Below are 23,156 nucleotides of genomic sequence, written 5' to 3'. Positions count from 1 at the left end.
ATTAAAAGTCCCCTCCGTCACTGTGTCAAACAGTGACGCGAAGTGTCGAATTTCGACCATCCGTGCAGATCAACGCGGACATCGCAGCCGAACCAGGTGTCAGGCTGTATCACGTCGTGCCGGGCTCTACGTCAGCAATGGATCTCAATCGGAGACGGCGGATCCCCAACGCTCCACTCCTTAAACACCGAAGTCGTCGCCTATCGTCATACCACGTTCACGACAGCCCGGATGCCGACGTGTCGTCTTCGCGTGGGTCCGGGTCCTTGCCGAAAACTGATCGGAACTTCTCCGGCGTATCCAGCTCCGACACGCATTTCCTGATATAAGCCGGCGTGTACAAGTAGTTTCGGTGCGGAGCGCTGTAGATGCAGTACTTGCGTTCGGTCTTCTCAGGCGGTTCACCGTTCTCGGGCCTGACACCATGTTGCTTACGCAGCGTGGTGAAGTGGCTCTGGTTGAACTTAAATGGCAACTGCGCCGCGATGGCTAGCGTCGCCTGCGCCGGAAGCAATTCGTCCATCAGTGCGACGTCCCTCAGCTTCTCCGCGATCACCACCGTTCCAGTCTTCGCCTCCCCTCGGATCCGCACCAGGTCTGCCTCGGTCAGTTCCTCTTCGCGTACGAACGTCACAGCTAGATCGGCCTCGGATGTCGATCCTTTCATCGGCGACAGCTGGATCCGGTAGACGAAGCGCTCGTCGTCCCGCACCGACTGATCGAGTGCTCCCTCGAAGTTCGTGATGTACGTTCTGGCAGCAGCCGAGATTCCACGTCGCAGCTTCCGCTGCTCCGCCATGCCGGCTGGGGTGAACGACTGCACGAAAACCGGGAAGCGCAACTCATCGGCGAGACTGTGTTCGTGACCGAACCGGCCAACCAGTTCAGCGTCGAAGTTAATCACTAAAGCGTGCACGTGAGCGGCTGTGGCGACCAGCAACGCAGCCTCGAACCTGTGCTCGATCTTGTTCCGCAAACCTATGAAGAACTCGACGTTCGCACGTACAGGATCGCTGTCGCCGAACTCTTCCTTTAAGCAATGCTGAAGCTCCCATGAACGCCGCTGGCCGTCCTTGCCCTTGACGTAGCGGCCACGAGCGTCACGGTAGTAGATGTTGACTCCTCGGCGCGAGAAGTCGGCGTGCAACAGGTTCTGCCAGGCGAGATGCATGTGGACGACGAAGTCGAGATAGCTGCGCTTGTCTCCAGACCGGTTGTAGAAATCGATGGCGACACATGCCTGACGACGAGCCTCCATCAACGTATGCCACCACCGCGGCCTCGGCGCCATGGACACCTCCTCGTAGTTCCATCGAGAAGTGTCGCCAATAGTTTCCCTTGAGCGGCACCCGTGATCGAAGCGCGACCAAGACAGATCGTGTTGTGATATCCGCAGCGCGATCGCGCAGGCGCTTAAGGACGAACTCCAGGAACTCTTCGCCAACACCTCCCAGGAGTGCGGCCTTTCGATAACAGCTCTACCGCCTCCACCACAGCCGGTTGGCCATCGGATAACGCCGTCTCGCCGCGATGGCAGCGTGCATGCGAATGCGGCCACGACCACCATAAGTGCCGCGATCACCGCGAACGCGCGGTTGTAGGCGACAGAAAGCGCTTCGAGGGTGGCGGCGTGGCCGCCCGCGACCGTGACCGAAACGGCCAGGCCGAGCGTCCCGCCGACCTGCTTGGTGGTGTTCATCAGTCCCGAAGCGGCCCCGGCGTCCGCCGTGTCGACGCCGGAGGTGACGGTGGTGCTGATCGACATGTTGAGCAGGCCGCTGCCGATCGAGAACACGATCGGATCAACTTCAAGACCTTCATGTACAGTAATCCATGGATTATTGGAGGATGCGCAGTGGGCAACATCAAGGCGGACTCGAAGGCAGGTCTCTACGACGCCTTCGCGGCCAGCGGGAAGGCTCTGGCCAGCGGGAAACGGTTGGAGTTGCTCGATCTCTTGTCTCAAGGCGAGCGCACCGTGGAGGCATTGGCGAAGGCGGCGGCGCTGAACCTGACTACGGCGTCGGCTCACCTGCAGACGCTCAAACGGGCCGGGTTCGTCGCGACCCGCCGGGATGGCGTGCGGATCTACTACCGCTTGGCGGGTGAAGACGTCGCCCGCCTGTTCGTGCTGCTACGCAAGGTCGCCGAGGCGCACCAGGTCGCCGTCGCACCGGCCCGGGATGCCTATCTCGGGAAGGACGAGGGCGGCGACATGAGCCGTGAGCAGCTGGTCGAGCGGGCCGCGGCCGGTGACGTGGTGGTGCTCGATGTGCGGCCGGCCGCGGAGTATCTGGCCGGTCATATTCCCGGCGCCATCTCCATCCCGGTCGACGAGCTCACCGATCGCATCGGGGAACTTCCGGAGGAGACGGAGATCGTCGTGTACTGCCGCGGGGAATACTGCGCCCTCGCCTACGACGCTGTACGCCTGCTCAACGACCGTGGCCGCCGGGCGATCCGGCTCCACGACGGCATGCTGGAGTGGCGCCTGGCGGACCTCCCGGTCGACGCGGGAGCGGCCACGTGACCGGTCCACTCCCGCCGCATCCCGGGCTGGACGACCGCCCTGTCTACCTCGACTACAACGCCACCACCCCGGTCGATCCACGCGTGGCCGAGCGGATGCTGCCGTATCTCACCGAGTATTTCGGCAATCCGTCGAGCGGGCATGCTTTCGCCGGCACTCCGAAAGCGGCGTTGGAACAAGCGCGCAGGCAGGTCGCGAGCCTGATCGGCGCGGGCGCTGGGGAGATCGTGTTCACCGCGTCCGGTTCGGAAGCGAACCTGCTTGCGGTCCGCGGTGCCGTCCTGGCCTCCGGTCGCCCACATCCTCATGTCATCACCCAGGTCACCGAGCATCCCGCGACCCTCCAGACCTGCGACGCGCTCGAACGCCTGCACGGAGCCCGGATCACACGGCTGCCGGTCGACACGGACGGCCGGGTCGACCCGGCGGGGCTCGCGGCCGCCATGACCGAGGAGACCACGCTCGTCTCGGTGATGGCCGCGAACAACGAAACCGGTGCCCTGCAGCCGATCCGTGAACTGGCTGCCCTGGCCCGGCGGGGCGGGGCCCTCTTTCATTGCGATGCCGCGCAGGCGATCGGCAAGATCCCGCTCGACGTCGGCGAGCTGGGTGTGGACCTGTTCACCGTGGTGGGCCACAAGATGTATGCGCCCAAGGGCATCGGCGCACTCTTCGTCCGCGAGGGTGTCCGGCTGGAGCCCGTGGTCTACGGCGGTGGACAGGAACGAGGGCTGCGGGCGGGCACCGAGAACGTCGCCCTCGCGGTCGCGCTCGGAGCCGCCGCCGAACTGGCCGCCGATGATCTCGCGAACAAGGTGCCGGACCGGATCGCCGCTCTGCGGGACGAGTTGCACCGCCGTCTCGCTGACGCGTTGCCCGGCCGGATCCACCTCAACGGCCCGGCCAGCGGCCGTCTGCCGAACACGCTCAACGTCAGCGTCGACGGCGCCGCCGGGCACGAGATCCTCGCCGCGGCGCCCGCCCTCGCCGCCTCCACAGGATCCGCCTGTCACAGCGGTATCCACTCGCCTTCTCCTGTGCTGAGCGCGATGGGGATCGAGCCTGTGCGGGCACTCGCGGCGCTGCGGCTGTCCCTCGGCCGCTGGAGCACACCCGGTGACATCGAGACGGCGGTGACCGCGCTGGCCACGGCGGTCACCGACCATTCACTGAAAGAGTCCTCATGACCACAAGCGTTCCCAGCGCACCACAGTCCACACAGGACAGTCGGTCGCAACGGCGGGTCCTCACCGTCCTGTTCCTCTCCCAAATTCTCAGCGGCGCCGGCCTGGCCGCCGGGATCACCGTCGGCGCGCTGCTGGCGCAGGACATGCTCGGCACCACCGGGCTCGCCGGTCTGCCCAGCGCCCTCTACACCGCCGGTTCCGCGATCGCCGCCGTCGCCGTCGGCCGCCTGTCCCAGGCCCGCGGCCGTCGTCCCGGCCTGGCCGCCGGATATCTGACCGGGGCACTCGGCAGCGCCGGTGTCGTTCTCGCCGCCGTAATCCACTCCCCCGTGCTGCTGTTCGCGGCCCTGTTCGTCTACGGCGCCGGAACAGCGACGAACCTGCAGGCCCGCTACGCCGGGGCGGACCTCGCCACCCCCGCCCGCCGCGGCCGGGCGCTGTCGACGGTCCTGGTCGCGACCACCCTCGGCGGTGTCGTGGGACCCAACCTCGCCTCCCCCATGGGCGCGCTCGCCGACGGGCTCGGTATCCCGCATCTGGCGGGCCCGTTCCTGCTGGCCGGGACCGCCTACGGGACCGCCGCGCTGGTGCTGGCGCTCTGGCTTCGTCCCGATCCCCTGTTGCTCGCCCGCGAGCTCGCCGGCTCGGGACCGACGACCGCCGCCGCGAGGCCGGAGACAGAGGCACGGCGTTCGGGCAGCGTCAGATTCGGCGCGGTGGTCATGGTGCTCACCCAGCTCGTCATGGTGGCGATCATGACGATGACACCGGTCCACATGCAGCACCACGGCCACGGCACCGCCGCCGCCGGGCTCGTCATCGCGATCCACGTGGCCGCGATGTATCTGCCGTCACCGGTCACGGGAATGCTCGTGGACCGGTTCGGGACGCTGGCGATCGCGGCGGCCTCCGGTGTCACGCTCCTGGCCGCCGGGGTCCTCGCCGCCGTCGCGCCCGCCGAGTCGGTCCCGCTGCTCGCGCTCGCGCTGGCGCTGCTCGGCTTGGGCTGGAACTTCGGGCTCGTCGCCGGAACAACGATCATCACCGACACCGTTCCCCTCGCCTCCCGCGCCAAGACCCAGGGCCTGGTGGACGTCTCGATCGCGATCGCCGGCGCCACCGGCGGGCTGGCGTCCGGCATCGTCACCGCCGCGACCAGCTTCGGCTTCCTGGCCGTCAGCGGCGGCGTTCTGGCCCTCACGATCGTGTTCTTCCTTCCCGCCAAGGAAAAGCTGAAAGGAACGCCAGCGTGACCGCACTTCGGCGGTGGGCGGACGCGCTCGCGTCCTGGGCCATCCCACCCGAAATCCTCGCGGCAGCACCGGAATCACCCTGGGTCCTGCCGCGCCAGGTGTTCGAACGACGCGCCGACACCCAGATCGCCGCACCGACCGGCGCCACCCACAGCGCCGCGCGCGCGGCCCTGGCCGAGCCGGGTTCGGTGCTCGATGTCGGCGCGGCCGCCGGGGCGACGAGCCTGCCCCTTGCCGGACGGGCCCCGGTGCTGGAGTTGACGGCGGTCGACGCGGACGAGGCGCTGCTGGCCGGATTCGCCACGCGGGCAGCCGGACTGGGCCTGCCCGCGACCGTCCTGTGCGGACGGTGGCCGGAGCTGGCGGACGAGACCCCGGTCGCCGACGTCGTGGTGTGCGGCAACGTCGTCTACAACGTCGCCGACCTCGCGCCCTTCGTGCACGCCCTGACCGGACACGCCCGGCGCCGGGTGATCGTCGAAGTGGCCGCCGCGCACCCGCTCATCGAACTGAACCCGCTGTGGCGCCGCTTCCACGGCATCGACCGTCCCACGGGACCTACCGCCGAGGACTTCCTGACCACGCTCAGCGAACTCGGCATCGAACCCACCGCCGTCCGGTGGCGCCGCCACCCGGAGGCCGAGTACGCCACCTTCACCGAACTGACCGACATCACCCGCAGGCGGCTGTGCCTCCCCGCCGACGCCGAACCCGAGGTGGCCGCCGCGCTGCGTGCACTCGGCGTCGACCCGGCCATGCCGCCGGATCTCGGCTCGTCCGGCCGCGACCTGGTGACGGTCAGCTGGCCGGGCCAGGGCATTTGACGGCCGCCACCCGCTCCACCGTGCCGAGCTTGCGCCGTTCGCTGCGCGTCACCTCGAATCCGGCCGGAGCGAGCAACGGCAGCGGACGACGGGTCTGGTAGTCGCCGATCATCCGGACCGTGAACTTCTCCAGCAGCCACTGCCCGAACCTCAGCACCCTGTGGTGGCTCCCGACGTGGTCGAGCAGCAGCAGCATTCCGCCCGGGCGCAGGACACGGTGCATCTCGGCGACCGCGACGCGCTCGTCCGGGACGCCGCACAACCCCAGCGTGCACACCACGGTGTCGAAGGACGCCTCCGGAAACGGCAGAGCTTGCGCGTCGGCCTCCCGCAGATCGACCTCAAGCCCCAGCTTCCTCGCACGAACTCCGGCGAGCTCCAGCATGGCGGGGCTGAGATCGACACCGGTCAGCCGCACCCCGGCCGGGTAGCAGGGAAAGTTGAGCCCGGTGCCGACCGCGACCTCCAGGACCTCACCGCGCGCCTGCCCGCACACCCACTCACGGCCACCGGCGAACTGCAGCCGTTCCATCACACCGATATCCCGGTCATAGCGGCCCGCATACCGATCCCACCGTCGCCGCAGCTCGGCATCGTCGAGATTCACTGCCATCCCTCCAATTTACTGAACTGACTTCACTATGTAGGCTATACATCAATTGGGGAAGGGGTGGCATGGCTGAGGATCCGGTCGGAGCGTTCGACAAGGCCTTCGAACTGGCGGCGCGCCTGAGCGAGGCGATGCGGGTCGCGCTGGCCGAGCGCGGTCTCACGCCCAGCCGCGCGGAAGTGATCTATGTGCTCGCCCGGGACGGGGAACTGGTCCAGCGGGCCCTCGCCGACGCCTTGCGGTGCACGCCCCGCCACGTCACCGGACTCGTCGACCAGCTCGAAGACGCGGGCTTGGTCCGCCGACGCCCGCATCCTCGAGACCGGCGGGCGACGTCGGTGGCCCTGACCGACGAGGGTGCCGCGACGGCACGCTGGATGGCCGCAAGCCGGCATGACGCGGCACGCGTGATCCTCGGCGACGTACCGGAAGACGACCTCGCGGCATTCGTCCGCGTCGCGGACCTCATCCTGCACGGCATCACCGCACCCTCCCCGTCGTGAACACCTACGACGTCGCCGTCGTAGGCGGGGGCCAGGCCGGGCTCGCCATGGGACGAGAACTCGCCGAAACCGGACTCGACTTCGTGATCCTCGACGAAGGCCACGCCGTGGGGCACACGTGGCGCGACCGCTGGACATCGCTGCGGCTGTTCACACCTGCCCGCTACGCCGCACTCCCCGGGCTTCCCTTTCCCGCGGACCCGGAATCCTATCCAGGCAAAGACCAGGTGGCTGACTACCTCGCCGCCTACGCGGCAGGGATCATCTCCGGCGGCCTTCCCGTCCGATCCGGCACCACGGTCAGCGCCATGACCCGCGCAGGCCATAGCTTCGATCTCACCACTACCACCGGCCCACTCCGGGCACGCCAGGTCGTCGTGGCCACCGGGCCGTTCCAGAAACCTGTGATCCCCGCCTGCGCGACCGGGTTCGCGTTCGAGGTTCTCCAGTACCACAGCAGTACCTACCGTGATCCCGCACCGTTCCGGGGCAAGCGGGTCCTGGTCGTCGGCGGCGGCAACTCCGGTTTCCAGATCGCCGCCGAACTCGCCACAGCACCCGCGGCCGGGCCGATCACCCTGACGATCGGGACGCGCAACGCCTCTGTCCCGCAACGGATCCTGGGCCGCGACCTGTTCTGGTGGCAGACCCACACCGGCCTGATCACCGCACCCGCCACCTCACGCCGCGGCCGCTGGATGCGCCGCGGCGAAGGCACCGTCATCGGGCACAACCGCAAGTCCCTGGCCCGGCACGGTGTCACCTTCCGGCCACGGCTGCTCCAAGCACACGGTCACACCGCCGTCTTCGCCGACGGACGCTCCGCAGACGTCGACGCGGTCATATGGGCCACCGGCTTCCGGCAAGACCACACGTGGATCCACATTCCGGACGCGCTCGACGACGGACGCCTGCGCCACGACGGCGGCCTCACACCAGTGGACGGCCTGTACGTTCTCGGCCTGCCATGGCAGCGCACCGCCGGATCCGCGCTGCTCGGGTTCGTCGGCCACGACGCCGCCCACCTTGCCCGGCACATCCGCGAGCGGCACCGGCGCACAGCGGTGCACCGGCCGGCCGAGTTTCGGGAAGGGTGACGCGACCCGTCGCGTGTTCGTCGTCGCGCACCCTCCGCAGGCCAAGCACCGCCACCACGGTCAGCGCCTGCGTAGGCAACACCTCGATCGCCGATGGCCGTTCCCAGGTACACACGAACGCGTCGGCGGTGCCTACACCGGCGAGAAGGGCCGACGTGAATCGACCGACACCTACGCTGCTACGTAGCGTGACACGCAGCGTCACCGCAGTGGCCGCCTGACGGCTACTGCGTCACCGTGAACGTCGCCACTCGGCACGCATAAGCTTCATACACACCATCTCAAGTTGCTCTTTCTCGTATTTATATTAAGTGTTAGCTTGGCATGATGGTTGACGCAGATGATGTCGCGCAGCGGACCCGGTGGGCGGTGTCTCGGTTGGCGGGCCGGTTGCGCGCGCAGAGCGGTGGCGAGCGGCCTCTGACCCGGTTGGCCGCGTCGGTGCTGGCGAATCTGCGGCACAGCGGCCCCCTCACCGTCACGACACTGGCGCGAATCGAGGGAGTGCAACCGCAGTCGCTGACCCGGGTGCTGAACCAGCTGGCCGACGAGGACCGGATCCGGCGGATTCCGGACGAGGACGATCGCCGAGCTCAGCGTGTCGTGGTCACCGAGGCCGGGCTCGGCGCTCTCGAAGGCCATGTCCGGGCCGGGAACGTCTGGCTGGCACAGGCGTTGGCCGGCACCTTGTCCGACGCCGAGCTGACGGTGGTCGGGATTGCCGCGGACCTGCTGCTGCGCGCGGCCGACCACCAGAGTGATCCGGAAGGCGAGCCGGCTCTCGGTGCGGCGCCGCCGTTGTGAGCGGGAACGCGGTCCGCGAACGGGGGCGGTTGCGGCTGCTGGGGGTTCTCGGGGGTTTGTCCGCGGCGGCGCCGTTGGCCACCGACATGTACGTCCCCGGCCTGCCCGCGCTCGCGGTTTCCCTTGGCGCGTCACCGAGCCGGGCGCAGGTGTCACTCGCCGGGTTCCTGGCCGGCGTGGTCGTCGGGCAACTGCTCTTCGGGCCGCTGTCGGACCGGCTCGGGCGACGCCGGGTTCTGCTCGGCGGGGGCACCGGGTTCACGCTGTGTTCGGTGGCGTGCGCGCTCGCCCCGACTATGGAGATCTTTATCGGCGGACGGGTGCTGCAGGGGGCTACGGGTGCGGCCGGGCTGGTCGTGGCCCGCGCGGTGATCACCGACACCCACGACGACCGTGCGTCGGCGCGGGGATTCGCGACGCTGGGGGCGATCAGTTCCGCCGCGCCGATCCTGGCGCCACTGCTGGGCGGGGCGATACTGGCGTTCGCGTCCTGGCGGGAGGTTTTCGTTGTCCAGGCCGCGCTAGGCACGCTGCTGGTCGCGGGTGTCGCGGCATGGGTTCCGGAATCGCTGCCACCGCGGCGCCGCAGCCGCGGCGGTCTGACGGTGACGCTGGGCAGGATCGCTGGTCTGGTTCGCCGGGCCGCGTTGACGCGCTTGGTCCTGGGCCTGGCGTTCGGCAATGCGGCCGTGTTCGCCTACATTGCCGGGACGTCGTTCGTGTTCACCGGGATCTTCGGTATGTCGGCGGCCCTCACCAGTGTCGTCTACGGGGTGAACGCGCTCGGCAATCTGCTGGGCTCGGTGGCGTTCGGCCGGGTCGCGGACCGTGTCGGTCTGCGTGTGCCGCTTGTCGGTGGTTCGGTAGCAGCGGGAACCGCGACGGCGGTCCTGGTGCTGGCGGCCGCCGCGGGTCTGGCCGGTGTCGTGGTGACGTGGGCGTGCCTGTTCGTCGCGATCACGGCGTTCGGCGTGTTCTTCCCCGCCGTGATCACCGCGGCACAGAACCTCGGCCGGGACGCGCCCGGCGCGACGTCGGCGCTGCTGGGCAGCAGCCAGTTCCTCATCGGCGCCGCAGCGTCTCCGATCGTCGGGGCGTTCGGTGAGACGAGCGCTCTGCCGATGGCTGCCGTCATGACCTTGTGCCTGATGGCCGCGGTGCTCGCAGTCTGTGCACGGACCGTCGGGAAGACCACCGCCTAGGTCCGGACTGCTTTACGGGGCAGAGCCCTGAAGCTGATTCGGGCGCGGCCGGGTCCACAGGCCTCGGCACCTTCCAGGTGGGACGCAGAGCCCATCGCGTCGGCCTATGCGATGTCGCGACGAACGCTCTACCGCGTGCTCCAACCCGACGAGGTCACCCGAATTCTCCGGCGGATCAGGATCGAACAGGCCCCAAACGGATGCTCGCCGGCACCCCGGAACGACCCGATCACCACAGCATGCAGCTTCGACAGTGAGTCCGGCTTCTACCGCTCCTTCAAGGCCGCGACCGGCCTCTCACCAGGCGCATACCGCAGCCACCACGAGACCGACACTCAAATGCGGTGACACAAGCGGCGCTCATCCCATCCCACGCCTGTTCCTCATAGCGAACTGGGCAGATTCGTCGCGAATCGACTCAGCGGTAGAGCCGATCGAGTGCGTCCAAGACGTTTTGCTTAGCTGTTTGGGCAGAGCAGGCGCCAATAAGGACGTAGTAGGCCAAGCCCTCTGCCAACGCGACCAGACCGCGGGCAACCGATCCCGGTTCCTGGGCAACGGAGAGATGGCCGGCGCGCTGGTCTTGGCGGAGCAAATCGGCGATGTTGTCGTCGTGAAGTTGTTCGTATTCCTTACGCATGCGTTCGGCAATTGCCTCGTGGTGTAGCGCGAGCGCGGCGAATGACTGGCGCACGCGAAGGTGATTGAGCGACTGCGCATCGTATGGAATCAGTTCCGTGAGCACCACTGTCAAAGCTTGCCGCGGTGACGCCGATCCCGGCGATCCTCCGAGTTTCGCGGCGATCCGCGCCGAACTGGCCGCGTTGGCGTGATCGAACGCGGCCTCTATAAGGGACTCTTTGGTCGGAAAATAGTACTGGACCCGGCCCTGCGAAACGCCGGCGCGCGCTGCGACCGTGCTCAGCGACACTGATGGCAGCCCGGAGTCCGCCACGACCTCGAGCACCGCTGCCGCGATCTCACTGCGCCGCTGCTCATGCTGGGAGCCTCGACCCCGGAACCGCCCCGTCATCGCACCCTCTCGCTCTACGCGCCACCGCCCGAAGCGTCCAGTTGGCTCGGTATGACATTCGGCTGATTCTAGCGTAGGTGCGACAGACGTGGTTGCAGCAAGACGACAGGGCAGGACAGTCCATCCAGTCGCAGACCGTCTTAGGTGGCGGTCGCCGTGAACAGCGCGACCGTGCCACGGAGCTTGACTTCGTAGTCCTCGAACTCCGCGCTCAAGAGCTCTTTCAGTCGTTCGACACTGTCGTTCTTGTTATAAAAGGCGCCCATTGTATTGTATTTTTCGTTGATGCGTCGAGAGATGACGGAATGAGGCGCACGATCGCCCAGGATTGTGGACCCGAAGAAGACTCCGCCTGGCGCCAGGAACCGGCGAATGTTGGCGAACGCGACCTCCCTGCGGCCATCTTCGTCAGGCAGGCAGTGCATCACATAGTTCAGGGCAACTGAGGTGAAGCTGCCCTTGAACTCGGCGAACGGCTCGCAGATATCCGCGACGATCTTCTGTGGCATGTATCGAGAAATTCGGCGCGAGACGAACTCGAGCGGCGAAGGGTTGAGGTCTAACAAGGAAACCGACGGCGTTTCCGGGAAGCGACAGTGATCGAGGTAATAGCCACTGCCGGGCCCCACGTCGAGGTGTTTTGCACTGACGTTGCGGTTGTAGTGTCGCAGCAGTTCACTGGTCGGACACCGCCACAGCAGGCTGTTCGACAGCCGTAGGACCACGATGTCGTAAAACCGTAGCCTGCCGGGGCGGTAGTAAGCCTGGTCTTCCAGGGCGGCTTCGTTGTCGGGGAACTTCGTCACATCTGCTCCTTGTGCTGGTTCGTCATCCGGGGGCGGGGACGTCCATCGTCACCCCTCGTGCAGTCGGGGCTAGAAGCTCCCGAGTCCACCGCAAATGTTCAGCGCCTGTGCGGTCACCGAGGCGGCTTCCGGGGAGACGAGGTACCGGACCATGGCGGCCACCTCGTCGGGCGTGGAGTACCGCCCCAACGGAATCTTCGCCTCGAATTGGGCGAGGACTGCGTCCGGGGTCGAGTTCTGCATAGCCGCATACTGCTCGCGTACGTCTACAGCCATGGGGGTTTCGGTGTAGCCGGGGCAGACGGCGTTCACGGTCGTCCCAGTGGGTGCGAGTTCCTTGGCGAGCGCTTTGGTGAATCCGATGACACCGGCCTTGGCGGCGGAGTAGGGGGCGCCGAAGGGGACGCCTTGCTTGCCTCCCGTTGACGCGATCGCGACGATACGTCCGTCGGCCGCCATGCCGCCCGCGTTGAGCACCGCGCGGGTAACCCAGAAGACGCTGTTGAGGTTGGTGTCGACCGCATCGAGCCAGAGGTCGTCGGCGATGTGGGCGGTCGGGCCACCTCCACCGCGCCCAGCGTTGTTGACCAGCACCGATGGGGCGCCGTGCCGTTCGGCCACCGTATCGACGAAGGTCTGGACGGCGTCACGATCCCGGACATCGCATGGGTAGCCGGCGACGTTCACGCCCTCGGAATGCAGCTCCTTGGCGGTAGCCGACACGCGTTCCTCGGTGCGCCCGCAGAGCACGACCTCTATCCCGTCCGCGGCGAGGGCTCGCACAGTCGCGAGACCGATGCCGGAAGTGCCTCCGGTGACGATCGCGACACGGCGCTCGACGGGCTGACCATTCACTGGATCCACCTTTCCCAAGAGTGTCCGGGTCTCCGCTGTGTGCTCGACCGCGCTCAGCTCGCCTGCGGTCGCTCGAAGTCTGTGGTCACGCGGTCGAACGGTTCTCGAGCGGCTCTCGACCGTTCTGCCCGGGGTGACGCCCAGTCGAACGCCTCTGGACGAGCGCTCGAGTTCAGGCGCGACGATCGTGTGCAGGTGCGACGAGAACCCCTGGTCCGGTTTCTCCGCGCGCCCGTCAGGTGTCTCCGGCGAAGGAAAGCGAGCGTCATGCGATCATCGAATTTCGATGGAATCGACGTGTTGAGGAAGTCTTTTCGTGGTCAGCTGATCTCGCCGGGCGATGATGCTTACGACCAGGCACGACGGGTATGGAACGGCACCATCGACAAACGTCCGGCGTTCATCGCGCGATGCGTTGACAACGACGATGTGACCGCGGCCGTCTCGTTTGCCCGGACAAGCGGACTTCCACTCGCCGTACGAGCAGGTGGGCACAGCGTCGCGGGCTTCTCGACCTGCGACGGAGGCGTGGTCGTCGACCTCACGCGAATGTCGGCGGTCGACGTCGACGGGGGGCGCAAGCGCGCCCGCGTGGAGGGTGGTGCCTTGTTGGGAGCATTCGACGTTGCTACCCAGGCGCACCTGCTAGCGACGCCCGCCGGAGTCGTCTCTCACACCGGCCTAGCGGGCTTGGTCTTGGGCGGAGGCATCGGCTGGCTGAGCCGCATGTACGGGCTGTCCATCGACAACTTGCTGTCCGCGCAGGTAGTCACAGCGGACGGGCGGACGGTGGTCGCCGACGCCGAGACCAATGCCGATCTCTTCTGGGCGCTGCGCGGCGGTGGAGGCAACTTCGGTGTTGTGACCGAGTTCGAGTTCGGACTCCACCGCGTCGGCCCTCTGCGGTTCCTCACTGCCTACCATTCACTGGACGACGGTCACGAGATCCTCCGAGCGTGGACGCGGCACATGGCTGAGGCCCCCGACGAACTGACCTGGGTCTGCTATCTGCGACTGTGCCCAGCTGTTCCTGAGATGCCTCAGCACATGCGCGGCAAACCCGCGATCTGCATCGCCGCATGCTGGGTCGGCGACCTGCATGAGGGTGAACGACAACTGTCCTCGGTGCTCTCCTACGGCGAACCATTCGCGATCACGAAGATCAATCTGTCGTACAAGGCCCTCCAGGCATACTCGTTCCCCAGTCCCGCATTGCCGTCGCGCGCATACTTTAAAAACGGGTATTTCGACGAACTCAGCGACAGCGCCGTCGACGCCATTCTGGAGCGAGCAGGTCAGCTGAGCTCCCCCATGTCGCAACTCGAGCTCATCTACCTCGGCGGCGCGGTTTCCCGGGTGCCGGCTGACGCCACGGCCTTCTGCCACCGCGAGGCCCCGATCGTCGCCAACATCGCCGCCGCCTGGACCGACCCAGCCGACGACGCTCGCCAGATCGCGTGGGCACGGGAGAGCCACGCCGCACTCAAGGCCGAATTCACCTCAGGTGGCTATGTCAACTTTCTCAGTGACGACGAGCCGGACAGGACGGCGGACGTGTACGACGCCACGACCCGGCGACGGCTGCAAGAGGTCAAGCGTCGCTGGGATCCGGAGAATCTCTTTCACCTCAACCAGAACATCACCCCGTGACCACACTCACCAGGGAAGGTCAACGATGACGACGGTACCGGGCAGTTTGGAAGACCTGATCGCTTCGTGGAGCGCGGCCGAGCGTGCTGGTGACGCTGCTGCGCTCGCATCGCTCCTCGACGACGGGTTCCTCGCGGTGGGGCCGCGGGGATACCTCCGGGACAAGGGCCAGTGGGTCACGCGGTACAGCTCCAAGACGGTTGTGAACACCTCGTTCGCGCTCGGTGAGCAAGTCGTCCGGCTCTTCGGCGACACGGCCATCGTCACCATCGCGCAGAGTCAGTCCGGGACGAACGACGGCAAGGACACCACCGGGACCTTTCGGTTCACCCTGGTAGCCCAGCGGCGAGGGTCCCAGTGGAGCATCGTCGGCCTGTTCATCAGCCCACGCCCGGACGCCATCGGCTGAGGTCCACCGCTTACTCCTGGCCCGGTGAGCCGGTGCCACCGGTAGTGTCCAGTCGATGCCGCACGATCTTGCCCGACCCGGTCCTGGGGATCTCTCCGACCACGTTGAGCTCGATCGGCACCTTGAACCACGCCAGGTGGTCGCGGCAGTGGGCGAGTACCTTCTCCTCGTCGAGCCCCTCGCCGACGATGAAGGCGACAGGTACTTGTCCCACTCGCTCGTCTGGCTTACCGACCACAGCTGCGTCACGGACGCCGGGGGCAGTCATGAGGACTTCCTCCACCTCTGCCGGCGAGATGTTCTCACCGCCGCGGATAATCAGGTCTTTGGTGCGGCCCGTTATCGTCAGGTAGCCTGACGCGTCGGCCTTCGCCAGGTCGCCCGTGTGGTACCAGCCCCCGGCGAGCGCGTTGGCCGTTTCCGCGGGCTTGCCGTGATATCCCTGCATCACGCCGGGGCCACGGACCAACACTTCGCCGTCCGTTCCGACAGGCACGTCTTGTCCCGTTTTCGGATCTGCCAAGCGTACGGAGAGGCCGGGGATCGGGAGCCCGCATGAGCCAGCCGGCCGCGCGCCGTCTGGCCAGTTCAGGGTGACCATGGTGGAGGTCTCTGTGATCCCGTAGCCGTCCAGCAGGGGAACGCCGTGCGCTCGCTCGAAGTCGGCGTGTGCCGAAGCCGCCAGGATCGCGCCTGCGGAGATTGCTACACGCAGCCGGTGCGGTGATGGCACTTTGTTGGCCATCCGAGCCAGGTTGACGAACATGGTGGGAACACCCGGCAGGACAGTGTAGTTGTCTCCGGCCAGACAACGCCGCGTCTCGATGACGGAAAAGCCTCGCATGATGCGAGTCGTGGCACCGACGGCGATGGTGCCTAAGACACATAGATCCAACGCGTATGAGTGGTACAGCGGCAAGCCGCACAGCACCTTGTCGTCAGCGCTGAGCCCGACGATCGGCACCCATCCGGCCGCGACGACCCACAACAGCCCACGCTGATTGAGCAGCACGCCTTTGGGACGCCCTGTCGTGCCGGATGTGTAGAGCATGTACGAAACGTCATCGAGCGCAAGCTGGTCCGGAGCCGGCCGCGGAGGCGCTGTGGTGGTCAGTTCTGCGTAGTCGAGCCACTGAGTTGCGTTGCCGGGCAATGAGGCAGCCAGGGTGTCGACCACGACCACAGTCGACAACGGGCACCGACAGAGCAGCGAACAGATCATTTCCGGGTTGTCGGTCACCAGGACACGCGCTCCGCTGTCGCGGATCGCGTACTCCACCTCCGTCGCGGTTGCCGCGGGGTTGAGGCAGACGGCGATCCCGCCGGAACGGGGCACTGCCAAGTAGGTTTCAGCCGTCTCGACCCGATTGCCCATCAGCACCGCTACCCGGTCTCCCCTATCGACACCGAGCGCAGCGAGGTGCCCGGCCAACCGTGCCGTGCGATCGGCGAGTTCGCCGTACTCGAGCGCGGTACGTTCATCGAGGAAAGCGACCTGATGCGCGCGTTCCCGCGCCTGAACTCCCAGCAGCTCGTGGACGGGACGCAGCAAATCTGTCCTGATCAAGGAAACTCCCGAAACGTCGACGAGGCGGCTCGCCTCGTTGTTCCCGACCGTCGCGCTCGACGCCGACCGTGAAACGCGCTGGTACGCACAGGACCACCTGCGCGGCACGCGAACACGGTCGCAGTCGGCGGTCTAATCCGGTTCGAGCCCGATTCGAGTGAGAACCTTGTGGCCGCCCGGCCAGTGACCACCTACCTATCGGTCGCTGTAGTGCGCCTCCAACCTGACTCAAGTGAGCGGCGGAGCGTCGGAGGCTGTAGCCGTTCGAAGGGAACCATCATGAGTACAGAAGATTTCCGGCCTGCCAGCGACCAGCACTACCACCTCGTGCAGAGGTTCTACAGTGATCGCCTCCACAAGCTGGACGCGGGTGACGCCGAAGGGTGGGCCCAGTCCTTCGCCGAAGACGGCGTCTTCGAGACCAACGCACGTCCCGAACCTTCCTTTGGCCGGAAGGCCATCGAAACCGAGACGAAGAACGCGGCCGGGCGCCTCAAGGAGAACAAGATCCAACGTCGGCATTGGATCGGGATGATGACGGTTGCCGGTGAGGGGGATCCGCACCTCTCCGTCGAGGCCTACTGCATTGTGGTGGAAACCGCGAAGGGAGAAGCTCCTGTTCTGGCCTACAGTCTCACGCTCCGTGCCCGGCTCGCCTGCACTGGCGACGCACTAATGGTGGAGCACGAAACCATTAGTCGCGACGACCTGTAGTTATCGAGAGTTGTTGGGCCGTTAGGCCCAACAACCTAACATCCCATGTCCCGCATCGAAGCTTCCCGATGGAACCACCTCCGAGACGGGAGACTGACCCGGAGGGCCGGCCATCTCAGTCACGCATATGGCCCTTTGCCAAGCGTCATGAAGTTACGGGCCGCAGTTCCCTCAAACCGCTCGCCCCGCCGTCCCCGGTCGCTTCCAAACAAGTAGAAACATCCCCCACACAGCGCAACGCGACCACGGAATGTAGGCATATCCCACCACAGGAGACGCAGATCACGTTAGTTTCCAACTTGCCTCCACGATCCAATGCGATAGCATCGAATTGCGTTTGCCCAGGCTTCCGAAAGCCGGTGAATTGGCCTAGTCTTCTAATACCGGGGGATGGAGAGCAGTCTTTTGCCTTCCGCAGAGTTTTGCATAAAACTTCTCAGGCCCGCACGAATCGAGCTTGGACATAGATCGACGGCGCCGTCGGCACATAAAGTCCGACAGGTTCTGGCATTATTGGCCCTGCGGGCGGGCGAGGTGGTAACGATAAATACCATTATCGACGAGATATGGGGTGATGAACCTCCGCGTAGCGCGATGACCACTACCCAAACTTATATTTATCACTTGCGCAGGCTGTTCGACGCCGTGTCCGACTCAGTCACGGGTAGAGACCTTGTTGTCACCCACAGTCCTGGCTACGTCCTCAAGCTCGACAAGTCGAGGGTCGACGCGCACCAATTCCGAACACTTGTCACCGAAGCCAGAGTATGCAGAGATTCCGACCCGATGCGTGCCCTGAAGGCGGTTCGCACCGCGCTCAGCCTGGTGGAAGATGCCCCGCTGGTCGACGTCGTATTAGGGCGTACGCTCGCTACCTACGCGACGAACCTGCGTGAGGATACCGTCAACGCACTTGAGCTCCGGATCAGCCTGGACATACGACGGGGCATGAATCAGGAGGTCATCAGCGAACTGCGGACGCTGACAGCGGAGCACCCCTATCGCGAGGGGTTCTATCTGCAGCTGATGCTGGCGCTGTATCTGAGCAACCGCCGGAGCGAGGCATTGGGCGTTTATCACGAGATACGGCGGACACTTCACGCCGATATGGGTGTCGAACCGTCTCACGAGCTCAGCCGGCTCCAGCACGCGATCCTCGTCGGTGAGACCTCCGAATTGCCCGGCCTGACGTCCAACGACGCTCCCGTGTTGACGCACGGTTTGACGAGCTGACCACATCGATCATCGGCGCGGCTCCGACATCCGCCGGGCCGAACCAGTACCGCGGAAGGCCAGCCGGGGTTGTCGGGCAGACAACACCGCGCTGGCCATTCCGGTGGTGGCCGTGGCGGCAAGGCCACCACGGCGCACCCCAGACTTTCCGGTGTTCCCAGGCGGCCCCTCTGCGAGCGTTGCGGCCCACGGCCACCTGAGGGTCACACTGCCGAAGCCGCCGTTGTGGCGTTGGCGGCCACGGCCTCGTCGATGGATTTCTTGAACTCGGCCACCAACTCGGGCTGAATCGATCCCTTGTTCCGATCGAACCCAGAGCACACCGCGCCCCGCACGCCCACCACGTCGGTGCCGATCTTGACCAGGTCGGCCACGTGTTGTGACTTGATCGAGCCGGCCAGGGCCGCGAACACGTTGTATTTGTGCGAGTCCGCGACGAAGCTGGCGCACTCCTCGATACCGACGTGGTCGAAGAGAGTCGATCCGTCCTTGATGGCCGTGTCGAGCATGGCTCCGTCGGCCTCGGATTCACGGGTGATGTAAGGGATCGACAGCGGGTTGACCGCACCGATGCGCCAGGCGTCGGCGTAACCCGCCGCCACCACAGTCGCGTCGGGCCGGTAGTCCTTGACGGCGCGGACTACACCGCGCATCAACGTGATGCCCTGCTCGACGGTGCTGATCCCGTAGAGCCCGACCTTGATGTAGTCGGCACCGGCGACCGTGGCGCCCAGCGCGGCCTGCGCCATGGTGCCGGGCTTGTACGGTGCGTCACCCAGGGTCGCTGACACGAGCTTGTCATCCGGGACCGCGGCCCGGATCTCCTTGATGACCCAAGGATAGTTCGCGCCCAGCGAGCCCTCGTCGGGCTTCTTGACATCGACGACGTCGAGGTGTTCGGAGGCCTCGACGCAGACTAGCGCTTCTTGCACACTTTCGGGACTGACCAGAAGACGCACGCTCATTCCTTCCTGAAGGTCTGCCGACAGATCGGACCAGTTGCCGAGGTACGGCTGCGCCCGCGACGACGCTGTGGAGGGCTTCGGTCCGATGTGAAGAGCACGGTGCCACCAGACGGGTTGGGCCGTGTTCGACGTGGCGGCACCTACGGTCACTGGATGCCCTTGAGGGGGCCTGGAGTCAGATTCGAGCCAGTGCACGACCGTCGGCCCCGAGCCGTCGCGGGCTCACACGAATAGTCCCCCGCCGTCAACCACAATGGTCTGTCCGGTGACGCGTCCGCCAGCGGACGAGCAAAGCCACAGAATCGTTCCGACGAGGTCGTCCGCATACAGCGGGCTGACGAGCGCGCGGCTCCGTGCCACAGCATCGAAATAGGTGTCGGGGTTGAGTTCTCGGCTCGCCTCGCCGTCGACCAGGCCAGGAGCCACCGCGTTCACCGTGATGCCGTACCTGCCAAGCTCGCGGGCCGCCGCCCTGGTCAGTCCCTCAACAGCGGCCTTCGCTGCGACGTAGTGCACGAAACCGGGGACCCCGGTACGAGCCACGACCGAGGAAATGTTGACGATCCGGCCGCTTCCCTGGGCCTTCATGACCGATGATGCCGCCTTGATCGCCTGCCAGGTGCCGCGGGCGTTAACCCGGAGCACGGTGTCCCATTCCTCGACCGAGAGTGCCTCAAGGCCGCGTTTCGCACCTAATCCGCCGTAGATCGCGGCATTGTTCACCAGCATGTCGAGTGACCCAAAGGCGTTCTGGGTCTTTTCGACCAGTCGCGCCAAGTCACGATCGCTGGTCACGTCAGCCTCGGCGAAGACTGCCTCGGCTCCTGTGGACTGCCCGATCTCTGCTGCGACGGCTTGCCCTGCGGCCGCGGCGGAAGGCAGGTCCACGATGACCACGTTGACGCCGGCCGCGGCGAACGCAGATGCGTATTTCGCCCCGATGCCAGTCGCACCTCCGGTCACCACAACGGTCTTTCCCGCCATTCCAAAGCTGGCTGGTATCCCAGGTGAATAGGTCATGACTCTCCCTCGTGGCTGGTGCCGCACATGGGTAGGCCTGATGCAAGGGGAGCGTTCTCGCGCGAACCCGCGTCCACTTTCCGCTCCGTTCCGGCATTCTATCGGGAATCGCGCGGCAGGCCGCGATCCACAAAGGACCGGATACTGGATCGCCGCTCGACCGGCACTGGACGACGAGTCCGAATACTCCCCTACGCGAGTCAGGCGCACGCTGTCCGATCCACTACGACCCCGGAGTGCTCGACATGGCATGGTCACACCAATCTCGTCCGGCGCGCAGGTTCCGTTGACGGCGTCTCAGCGCTGGGTGATCGGGATTACCGGAGCCACCGGCGCCGCGCTCGGCGTGCTGCTGTTGCAACGGTTGCGTGCTGTTCCCAACGTGGAAACTCACCTCGTACTCAGTCGGTGGGCTCGCAGCACGATCGAGCTGGAGACGCCGTGGTCGGTGCGCGAGGTCAGGGAGCTCGCCGACGTGTCCTACGGTCAGGACGAGCAGGGCGCCGCGATCTCCAGCGGTTCCTTTCCGGTCACGGGTATGGTCGTCATCCCGTGCAGCATGAAGACGTTGGCAGGGATCCGATACGGCTACGCCGACGGACTGATCGCCCGAGCCGCGGATGTAACCCTCAAAGAACACCGCCCGCTCGTGCTGGTGCCTCGGGAAACACCGCTGAGTGTCACACATCTGGAGAACATGCTGGCGCTCGCCCGCCAGGGTGTGCGGTTGGTTCCACCCATGCCGGCGTACTACAACTCTCCGACGTCCGTCGACGACATCACCGAGCACATCGTCTCCCGAGTTCTCGACCAACTCGGGATTCCGGCGCCGAACGCCCGAAGGTGGAACGGAATCGCCGAGGCACACACGAGCCGGCCACGCGCTGCCCACATCGGCCCACAGGAGTCAGTCAATGGCGTATCAGGATCTTCGTGAGTTCCTAGCAGTCCTGCAAGACCACGGCCAGCTGGTCACCGTGGACGAGGAGGTCAGCGCCGAGCCGGACCTCGGGGCCGCCGCCGCGGCGGTCTCCCGGCTCGGTGACGGCGCACCGGGGCTGCTGTTCACGAATGTGGCGGGCTTCCGCAGGCCGCAGATCGCCATGAACCTCCACGGATCATGGATCAACCACGCTCTGGCCCTCGGGCTTCCGCCTGAGACATCCGTCCAAGCCCAGATCGAGCACCTCGCCAAGTTGTCGGACGAATTCCCGGTCGATGTGGAGCGTCTGGACGCCCCACCGTTCGCCGCGAACAGCCGGTCCGGCGAGGACGTCGACCTGTTCGAGGTCTTGCCTCTGTTCCGGCTGAACGCCGGCGACGGCGGGTTCTACATCGACAAAGCGGTCGTGGTCAGCCGTGACCCGGACGATCCGGATCACTTCGGCAAACAGAACGTCGGTATCTACCGGATGGAAGTGACCGGTCGTAATCGGCTGGGCCTGCAACCCAATCCACAGCACGACCTCGCCCTGCAGCTGCGCAGAGCCGAGGAACGCGGCGAGGACCTCCCGGTCGCGATCGCGCTGGGCAACGACCCGGTTCTGTCGCTCGTCGCCGCCATGCCGATCGCCTACGACCAGTCCGAGTACGAGATGGCGGGGGCGTTGCGGCAGAAGCCCTTCCCGATCACCTCGGCGCCGTCGACCGGAATCGACGTCCCGTGGGGATGCGAAGTACTGCTGGAGGGCGCCGTGCTGGGTGGCGTACGTGAGCTGGAAGGCCCCTTCGGCGAGTTCACCGGCCACTACTCGGGCAGCAGGAGGATGCCGGTCATCCGGGTCGATCGGATCTCCTTCCGCACCGACCCCGTGTTCGAACACCTCTACCTCGGCCGGCCCTGGACCGAGATCGACTACATGTTCGGGCCAAGCACCTCCCTGCCGATCCTGCGGGAACTCCGCGCGGAATACCCCGAAGTCGTCGCGGTGAACGCGATGTACACGCATGGCTTGCTCGCGATCATTTCGACGCGACAGCGCTACGGCGGATTCGGCAAGGCCGTCGGCATGCGAGCGATGACCACCCGGCACGGCCTCGGGTACTGCAAGGTCGTCATCGTCGTCGACGAGGACATCGATCCCTTCGACCTGCCTCAGGTGATGTGGGCACTGTCGACGAAACTGCACGGCGCACACGACGTCGCGATCCTGCCGAACTTGCCGGTCCTTCCGTTGGATCCCGGTGCTGATCCGCCGGGAATCTCACACAAGGTGCTGCTGGACGCCACGACGCCGGTGGCCCCGGAACGGCGCGGCCGGTACCACATGCCGGTCGTTCCCGCGGCCGAGACCGACAGTTGGATCGCGCGGCTGACGGAGCTGCACCACCGGAACGGCGGCCGCTCGGTCGCATCGGACTCCGCGTCCAAGGAGGCGCTATGACCTGCCCTCGCTGTCGATCCGAGGAAACACATCAGCTGGCCACATCGCCTGTGCCGGGAGTGTGGGAGGTGTGGCAATGCCCAACGTGTCTCTTCTGCTGGCGGTCCACCGAGCCGCCATCGATCACGAATCCCGACCTGTACAGCGAACGCTTCCGGCTGTCCATGTCGGACATCGTCGAGGCGGGCGACTTCCCGCCCGTACCTGAGGTCCAGGCCGACTGATGGACACTCTGATGTGGGAGACGAAGGCGGCCTCGGGCCGCAGTGCCGAACTCGCCGACTGGATTCGCTCCGAAGCGCTTCCGGCACTTCGCGAGCGGCCCGAGGTCAAGCGGGTGGAGGTGTTCGCATCGGACACCGTCGCCGGGATCGATGACGAACGTATCGTCGTGATCGTGATCGCGAGCCCCGGCAAGCGGGAGACGGAGCTGCCGGCGCCCCCTCCGTCGCTCGTGGCACGCCCGCCGCACGCTTGGTGGTTCCGCCGGATGGACCTCCTCTGACGGCT

General features: G+C 66.1%; 25 protein-coding genes. 17 read left to right on the top strand and 8 right to left on the bottom strand.

Annotated elements, in window-relative coordinates:
• Positions 1-217: 217 nt before the first annotated feature.
• Complete coding sequence (locus AVR91_RS03715) at positions 218-1,795, bottom strand: DUF3644 domain-containing protein (protein ID WP_063276301.1); 1,578 nt, start codon at positions 1,793-1,795, stop codon at positions 218-220.
• Positions 1,796-1,855: 60 nt separating this feature from the next.
• On the opposite strand from AVR91_RS03715, the gene AVR91_RS03710 reads away from it, so the two are divergent.
• Genes AVR91_RS03710 through AVR91_RS03695 form a run of 4 tightly spaced genes read left to right on the top strand, consistent with a single transcriptional unit; the run spans position 1,856 to position 5,794 of the window.
• Positions 1,856-2,530 (top strand): ArsR/SmtB family transcription factor, encoded by a 675-nt coding sequence (locus AVR91_RS03710; protein ID WP_228709111.1) that lies wholly within the window; start codon positions 1,856-1,858, stop codon positions 2,528-2,530.
• Complete coding sequence (locus AVR91_RS03705; protein ID WP_063276299.1) at positions 2,527-3,717, top strand: cysteine desulfurase family protein; 1,191 nt, start codon at positions 2,527-2,529, stop codon at positions 3,715-3,717. The genes AVR91_RS03710 and AVR91_RS03705 overlap by 4 nt, the downstream gene beginning before the upstream one ends.
• A complete protein-coding gene (locus tag AVR91_RS03700) occupies positions 3,714-4,970 on the top strand; it encodes an MFS transporter (RefSeq protein WP_063276298.1) in 1,257 nt (418 codons plus the stop codon). The genes AVR91_RS03705 and AVR91_RS03700 overlap by 4 nt, the downstream gene beginning before the upstream one ends.
• Positions 4,967-5,794: a class I SAM-dependent methyltransferase gene (locus tag AVR91_RS03695; RefSeq protein WP_063276297.1), complete on the top strand. Its 828-nt coding sequence runs from the start codon at positions 4,967-4,969 to the stop codon at positions 5,792-5,794. The genes AVR91_RS03700 and AVR91_RS03695 overlap by 4 nt, the downstream gene beginning before the upstream one ends.
• Here AVR91_RS03695 and AVR91_RS03690 read toward each other — a convergent pair.
• Positions 5,769-6,407, bottom strand: coding sequence for a class I SAM-dependent methyltransferase (locus AVR91_RS03690; RefSeq protein ID WP_063276296.1), 639 nt, complete (start codon positions 6,405-6,407; stop codon positions 5,769-5,771). The genes AVR91_RS03695 and AVR91_RS03690 overlap by 26 nt on opposite strands.
• A gap of 62 nt (positions 6,408-6,469) precedes the next feature.
• Here AVR91_RS03690 and AVR91_RS03685 point away from each other — a divergent pair, with 62 nt between their 5' ends.
• The 5 genes from AVR91_RS03685 to AVR91_RS44475 all read left to right on the top strand — a co-directional run bounded on the left by AVR91_RS03685 (position 6,470) and on the right by AVR91_RS44475 (position 10,358).
• Positions 6,470-6,907 (top strand): MarR family winged helix-turn-helix transcriptional regulator, encoded by a 438-nt coding sequence (locus AVR91_RS03685; protein ID WP_063276295.1) that lies wholly within the window; start codon positions 6,470-6,472, stop codon positions 6,905-6,907.
• A complete protein-coding gene (locus AVR91_RS03680; RefSeq protein ID WP_063276294.1) occupies positions 6,904-8,004 on the top strand; it encodes a flavin-containing monooxygenase in 1,101 nt (366 codons plus the stop codon). Before AVR91_RS03685 ends, AVR91_RS03680 begins: the two co-directional genes overlap by 4 nt.
• A gap of 327 nt (positions 8,005-8,331) precedes the next feature.
• Positions 8,332-8,808 carry a MarR family transcriptional regulator gene (locus AVR91_RS03675; protein ID WP_063276337.1) on the top strand — a complete coding sequence of 159 codons (477 nt, stop codon included), beginning with the start codon at positions 8,332-8,334 and terminating at the stop codon, positions 8,806-8,808.
• A complete protein-coding gene (locus tag AVR91_RS03670) occupies positions 8,805-10,010 on the top strand; it encodes a multidrug effflux MFS transporter (protein WP_063276293.1) in 1,206 nt (401 codons plus the stop codon). The genes AVR91_RS03675 and AVR91_RS03670 overlap by 4 nt, the downstream gene beginning before the upstream one ends.
• 27 nt (positions 10,011-10,037) lie before the next feature.
• Positions 10,038-10,358 (top strand): helix-turn-helix domain-containing protein, encoded by a 321-nt coding sequence (locus AVR91_RS44475; protein WP_394329942.1) that lies wholly within the window; start codon positions 10,038-10,040, stop codon positions 10,356-10,358.
• A gap of 70 nt (positions 10,359-10,428) precedes the next feature.
• Here the strand turns inward: AVR91_RS44475 and AVR91_RS03660 are convergent, their stop codons facing one another.
• The 3 genes from AVR91_RS03660 to AVR91_RS03650 all read right to left on the bottom strand — a co-directional run bounded on the left by AVR91_RS03660 (position 10,429) and on the right by AVR91_RS03650 (position 12,704).
• Complete coding sequence (locus tag AVR91_RS03660) at positions 10,429-10,977, bottom strand: TetR/AcrR family transcriptional regulator (protein ID WP_211282624.1); 549 nt, start codon at positions 10,975-10,977, stop codon at positions 10,429-10,431.
• Positions 10,978-11,183: 206 nt separating this feature from the next.
• Positions 11,184-11,849 (bottom strand): class I SAM-dependent methyltransferase, encoded by a 666-nt coding sequence (locus AVR91_RS03655; RefSeq protein WP_063276291.1) that lies wholly within the window; start codon positions 11,847-11,849, stop codon positions 11,184-11,186.
• A 69-nt stretch (positions 11,850-11,918) separates the two neighbouring features.
• Positions 11,919-12,704: an SDR family NAD(P)-dependent oxidoreductase gene (locus AVR91_RS03650; protein WP_063276290.1), complete on the bottom strand. Its 786-nt coding sequence runs from the start codon at positions 12,702-12,704 to the stop codon at positions 11,919-11,921.
• 267 nt (positions 12,705-12,971) lie between these two features.
• On the opposite strand from AVR91_RS03650, the gene AVR91_RS03645 reads away from it, so the two are divergent.
• Both AVR91_RS03645 and AVR91_RS03640 read left to right on the top strand, forming a co-directional pair.
• The gene (locus tag AVR91_RS03645) at positions 12,972-14,354 is read left to right on the top strand and encodes an FAD-binding oxidoreductase (RefSeq protein ID WP_063276289.1); all 1,383 of its coding nucleotides are present in this window, start codon (positions 12,972-12,974) and stop codon (positions 14,352-14,354) included.
• Between the two features lie 25 nt (positions 14,355-14,379).
• Positions 14,380-14,763 (top strand): nuclear transport factor 2 family protein, encoded by a 384-nt coding sequence (locus AVR91_RS03640; RefSeq protein WP_063276288.1) that lies wholly within the window; start codon positions 14,380-14,382, stop codon positions 14,761-14,763.
• A 10-nt stretch (positions 14,764-14,773) separates the two neighbouring features.
• On the opposite strand, the gene AVR91_RS03635 is transcribed toward AVR91_RS03640, so the two are convergent.
• Positions 14,774-16,330 carry a class I adenylate-forming enzyme family protein gene (locus AVR91_RS03635; RefSeq protein ID WP_063276287.1) on the bottom strand — a complete coding sequence of 519 codons (1,557 nt, stop codon included), beginning with the start codon at positions 16,328-16,330 and terminating at the stop codon, positions 14,774-14,776.
• Between the two features lie 279 nt (positions 16,331-16,609).
• Between AVR91_RS03635 and AVR91_RS03630 the strand changes: the two genes are divergently transcribed.
• Entirely contained in the window at positions 16,610-17,044 is a 435-nt protein-coding gene (locus tag AVR91_RS03630) for a nuclear transport factor 2 family protein (RefSeq protein WP_063276286.1), read from the top strand.
• A gap of 390 nt (positions 17,045-17,434) precedes the next feature.
• Complete coding sequence (locus AVR91_RS03625) at positions 17,435-18,277, top strand: AfsR/SARP family transcriptional regulator (protein WP_063823198.1); 843 nt, start codon at positions 17,435-17,437, stop codon at positions 18,275-18,277.
• Between the two features lie 203 nt (positions 18,278-18,480).
• On the opposite strand, the gene AVR91_RS03620 is transcribed toward AVR91_RS03625, so the two are convergent.
• Positions 18,481-19,236 carry a (5-formylfuran-3-yl)methyl phosphate synthase gene (locus AVR91_RS03620; protein ID WP_063276336.1) on the bottom strand — a complete coding sequence of 252 codons (756 nt, stop codon included), beginning with the start codon at positions 19,234-19,236 and terminating at the stop codon, positions 18,481-18,483.
• Positions 19,237-19,464: 228 nt separating this feature from the next.
• Complete coding sequence (locus AVR91_RS03615; protein ID WP_063276284.1) at positions 19,465-20,262, bottom strand: SDR family NAD(P)-dependent oxidoreductase; 798 nt, start codon at positions 20,260-20,262, stop codon at positions 19,465-19,467.
• A 250-nt stretch (positions 20,263-20,512) separates the two neighbouring features.
• Between AVR91_RS03615 and AVR91_RS03610 the strand changes: the two genes are divergently transcribed.
• Genes AVR91_RS03610 through AVR91_RS03595 form a run of 4 tightly spaced genes read left to right on the top strand, consistent with a single transcriptional unit; the run spans position 20,513 to position 23,151 of the window.
• Entirely contained in the window at positions 20,513-21,199 is a 687-nt protein-coding gene (locus AVR91_RS03610; RefSeq protein WP_063276283.1) for a UbiX family flavin prenyltransferase, read from the top strand.
• The gene (locus tag AVR91_RS03605) at positions 21,177-22,646 is read left to right on the top strand and encodes a non-oxidative hydroxyarylic acid decarboxylases subunit C (RefSeq protein ID WP_063276282.1); all 1,470 of its coding nucleotides are present in this window, start codon (positions 21,177-21,179) and stop codon (positions 22,644-22,646) included. The genes AVR91_RS03610 and AVR91_RS03605 overlap by 23 nt, the downstream gene beginning before the upstream one ends.
• Positions 22,643-22,870, top strand: a complete 228-nt coding sequence (locus AVR91_RS44220) for a non-oxidative hydroxyarylic acid decarboxylases subunit D (RefSeq protein WP_063276281.1) — start codon at positions 22,643-22,645, stop codon at positions 22,868-22,870. Before AVR91_RS03605 ends, AVR91_RS44220 begins: the two co-directional genes overlap by 4 nt.
• Positions 22,870-23,151 carry a hypothetical protein gene (locus AVR91_RS03595; RefSeq protein WP_063276280.1) on the top strand — a complete coding sequence of 94 codons (282 nt, stop codon included), beginning with the start codon at positions 22,870-22,872 and terminating at the stop codon, positions 23,149-23,151. Before AVR91_RS44220 ends, AVR91_RS03595 begins: the two co-directional genes overlap by 1 nt.
• Positions 23,152-23,156: the final 5 nt, after the last annotated feature.

The sequence above is a fragment of the Amycolatopsis keratiniphila subsp. keratiniphila genome (assembly GCF_001620365.2).
Classification (GTDB): Bacteria; Actinomycetota; Actinomycetes; order Mycobacteriales; family Pseudonocardiaceae; genus Amycolatopsis; species Amycolatopsis keratiniphila.
The sequence above is the reverse complement of the archived record's forward strand: the minus strand, read 5'-3'. Positions and strand labels throughout refer to the sequence as shown.

What these genes read in the sequence shown, in the direction of transcription:
- AVR91_RS03685 (WP_063276295.1), top strand. Translation starts at nt 6,470, where the DNA reads ATGGCTGAGGATCCGGTCGGAGCGTTCGACAAGGCCTTCGAACTGGCG.
- AVR91_RS03615 (WP_063276284.1), bottom strand. Translation starts at nt 20,262, where the DNA reads ATGACCTATTCACCTGGGATACCAGCCAGCTTTGGAATGGCGGGAAAG.
- AVR91_RS44220 (WP_063276281.1), top strand. Translation starts at nt 22,643, where the DNA reads ATGACCTGCCCTCGCTGTCGATCCGAGGAAACACATCAGCTGGCCACA.
- AVR91_RS03640 (WP_063276288.1), top strand. Translation starts at nt 14,380, where the DNA reads ATGACGACGGTACCGGGCAGTTTGGAAGACCTGATCGCTTCGTGGAGC.
- AVR91_RS03700 (WP_063276298.1), top strand. Translation starts at nt 3,714, where the DNA reads ATGACCACAAGCGTTCCCAGCGCACCACAGTCCACACAGGACAGTCGG.
- AVR91_RS03605 (WP_063276282.1), top strand. Translation starts at nt 21,177, where the DNA reads ATGGCGTATCAGGATCTTCGTGAGTTCCTAGCAGTCCTGCAAGACCAC.
- AVR91_RS03645 (WP_063276289.1), top strand. Translation starts at nt 12,972, where the DNA reads ATGCGATCATCGAATTTCGATGGAATCGACGTGTTGAGGAAGTCTTTT.
- AVR91_RS03690 (WP_063276296.1), bottom strand. Translation starts at nt 6,407, where the DNA reads ATGGCAGTGAATCTCGACGATGCCGAGCTGCGGCGACGGTGGGATCGG.
- AVR91_RS03630 (WP_063276286.1), top strand. Translation starts at nt 16,610, where the DNA reads ATGAGTACAGAAGATTTCCGGCCTGCCAGCGACCAGCACTACCACCTC.
- AVR91_RS03675 (WP_063276337.1), top strand. Translation starts at nt 8,332, where the DNA reads ATGGTTGACGCAGATGATGTCGCGCAGCGGACCCGGTGGGCGGTGTCT.
- AVR91_RS03610 (WP_063276283.1), top strand. Translation starts at nt 20,513, where the DNA reads ATGGTCACACCAATCTCGTCCGGCGCGCAGGTTCCGTTGACGGCGTCT.
- AVR91_RS03595 (WP_063276280.1), top strand. Translation starts at nt 22,870, where the DNA reads ATGGACACTCTGATGTGGGAGACGAAGGCGGCCTCGGGCCGCAGTGCC.
- AVR91_RS03625 (WP_063823198.1), top strand. Translation starts at nt 17,435, where the DNA reads ATGGAGAGCAGTCTTTTGCCTTCCGCAGAGTTTTGCATAAAACTTCTC.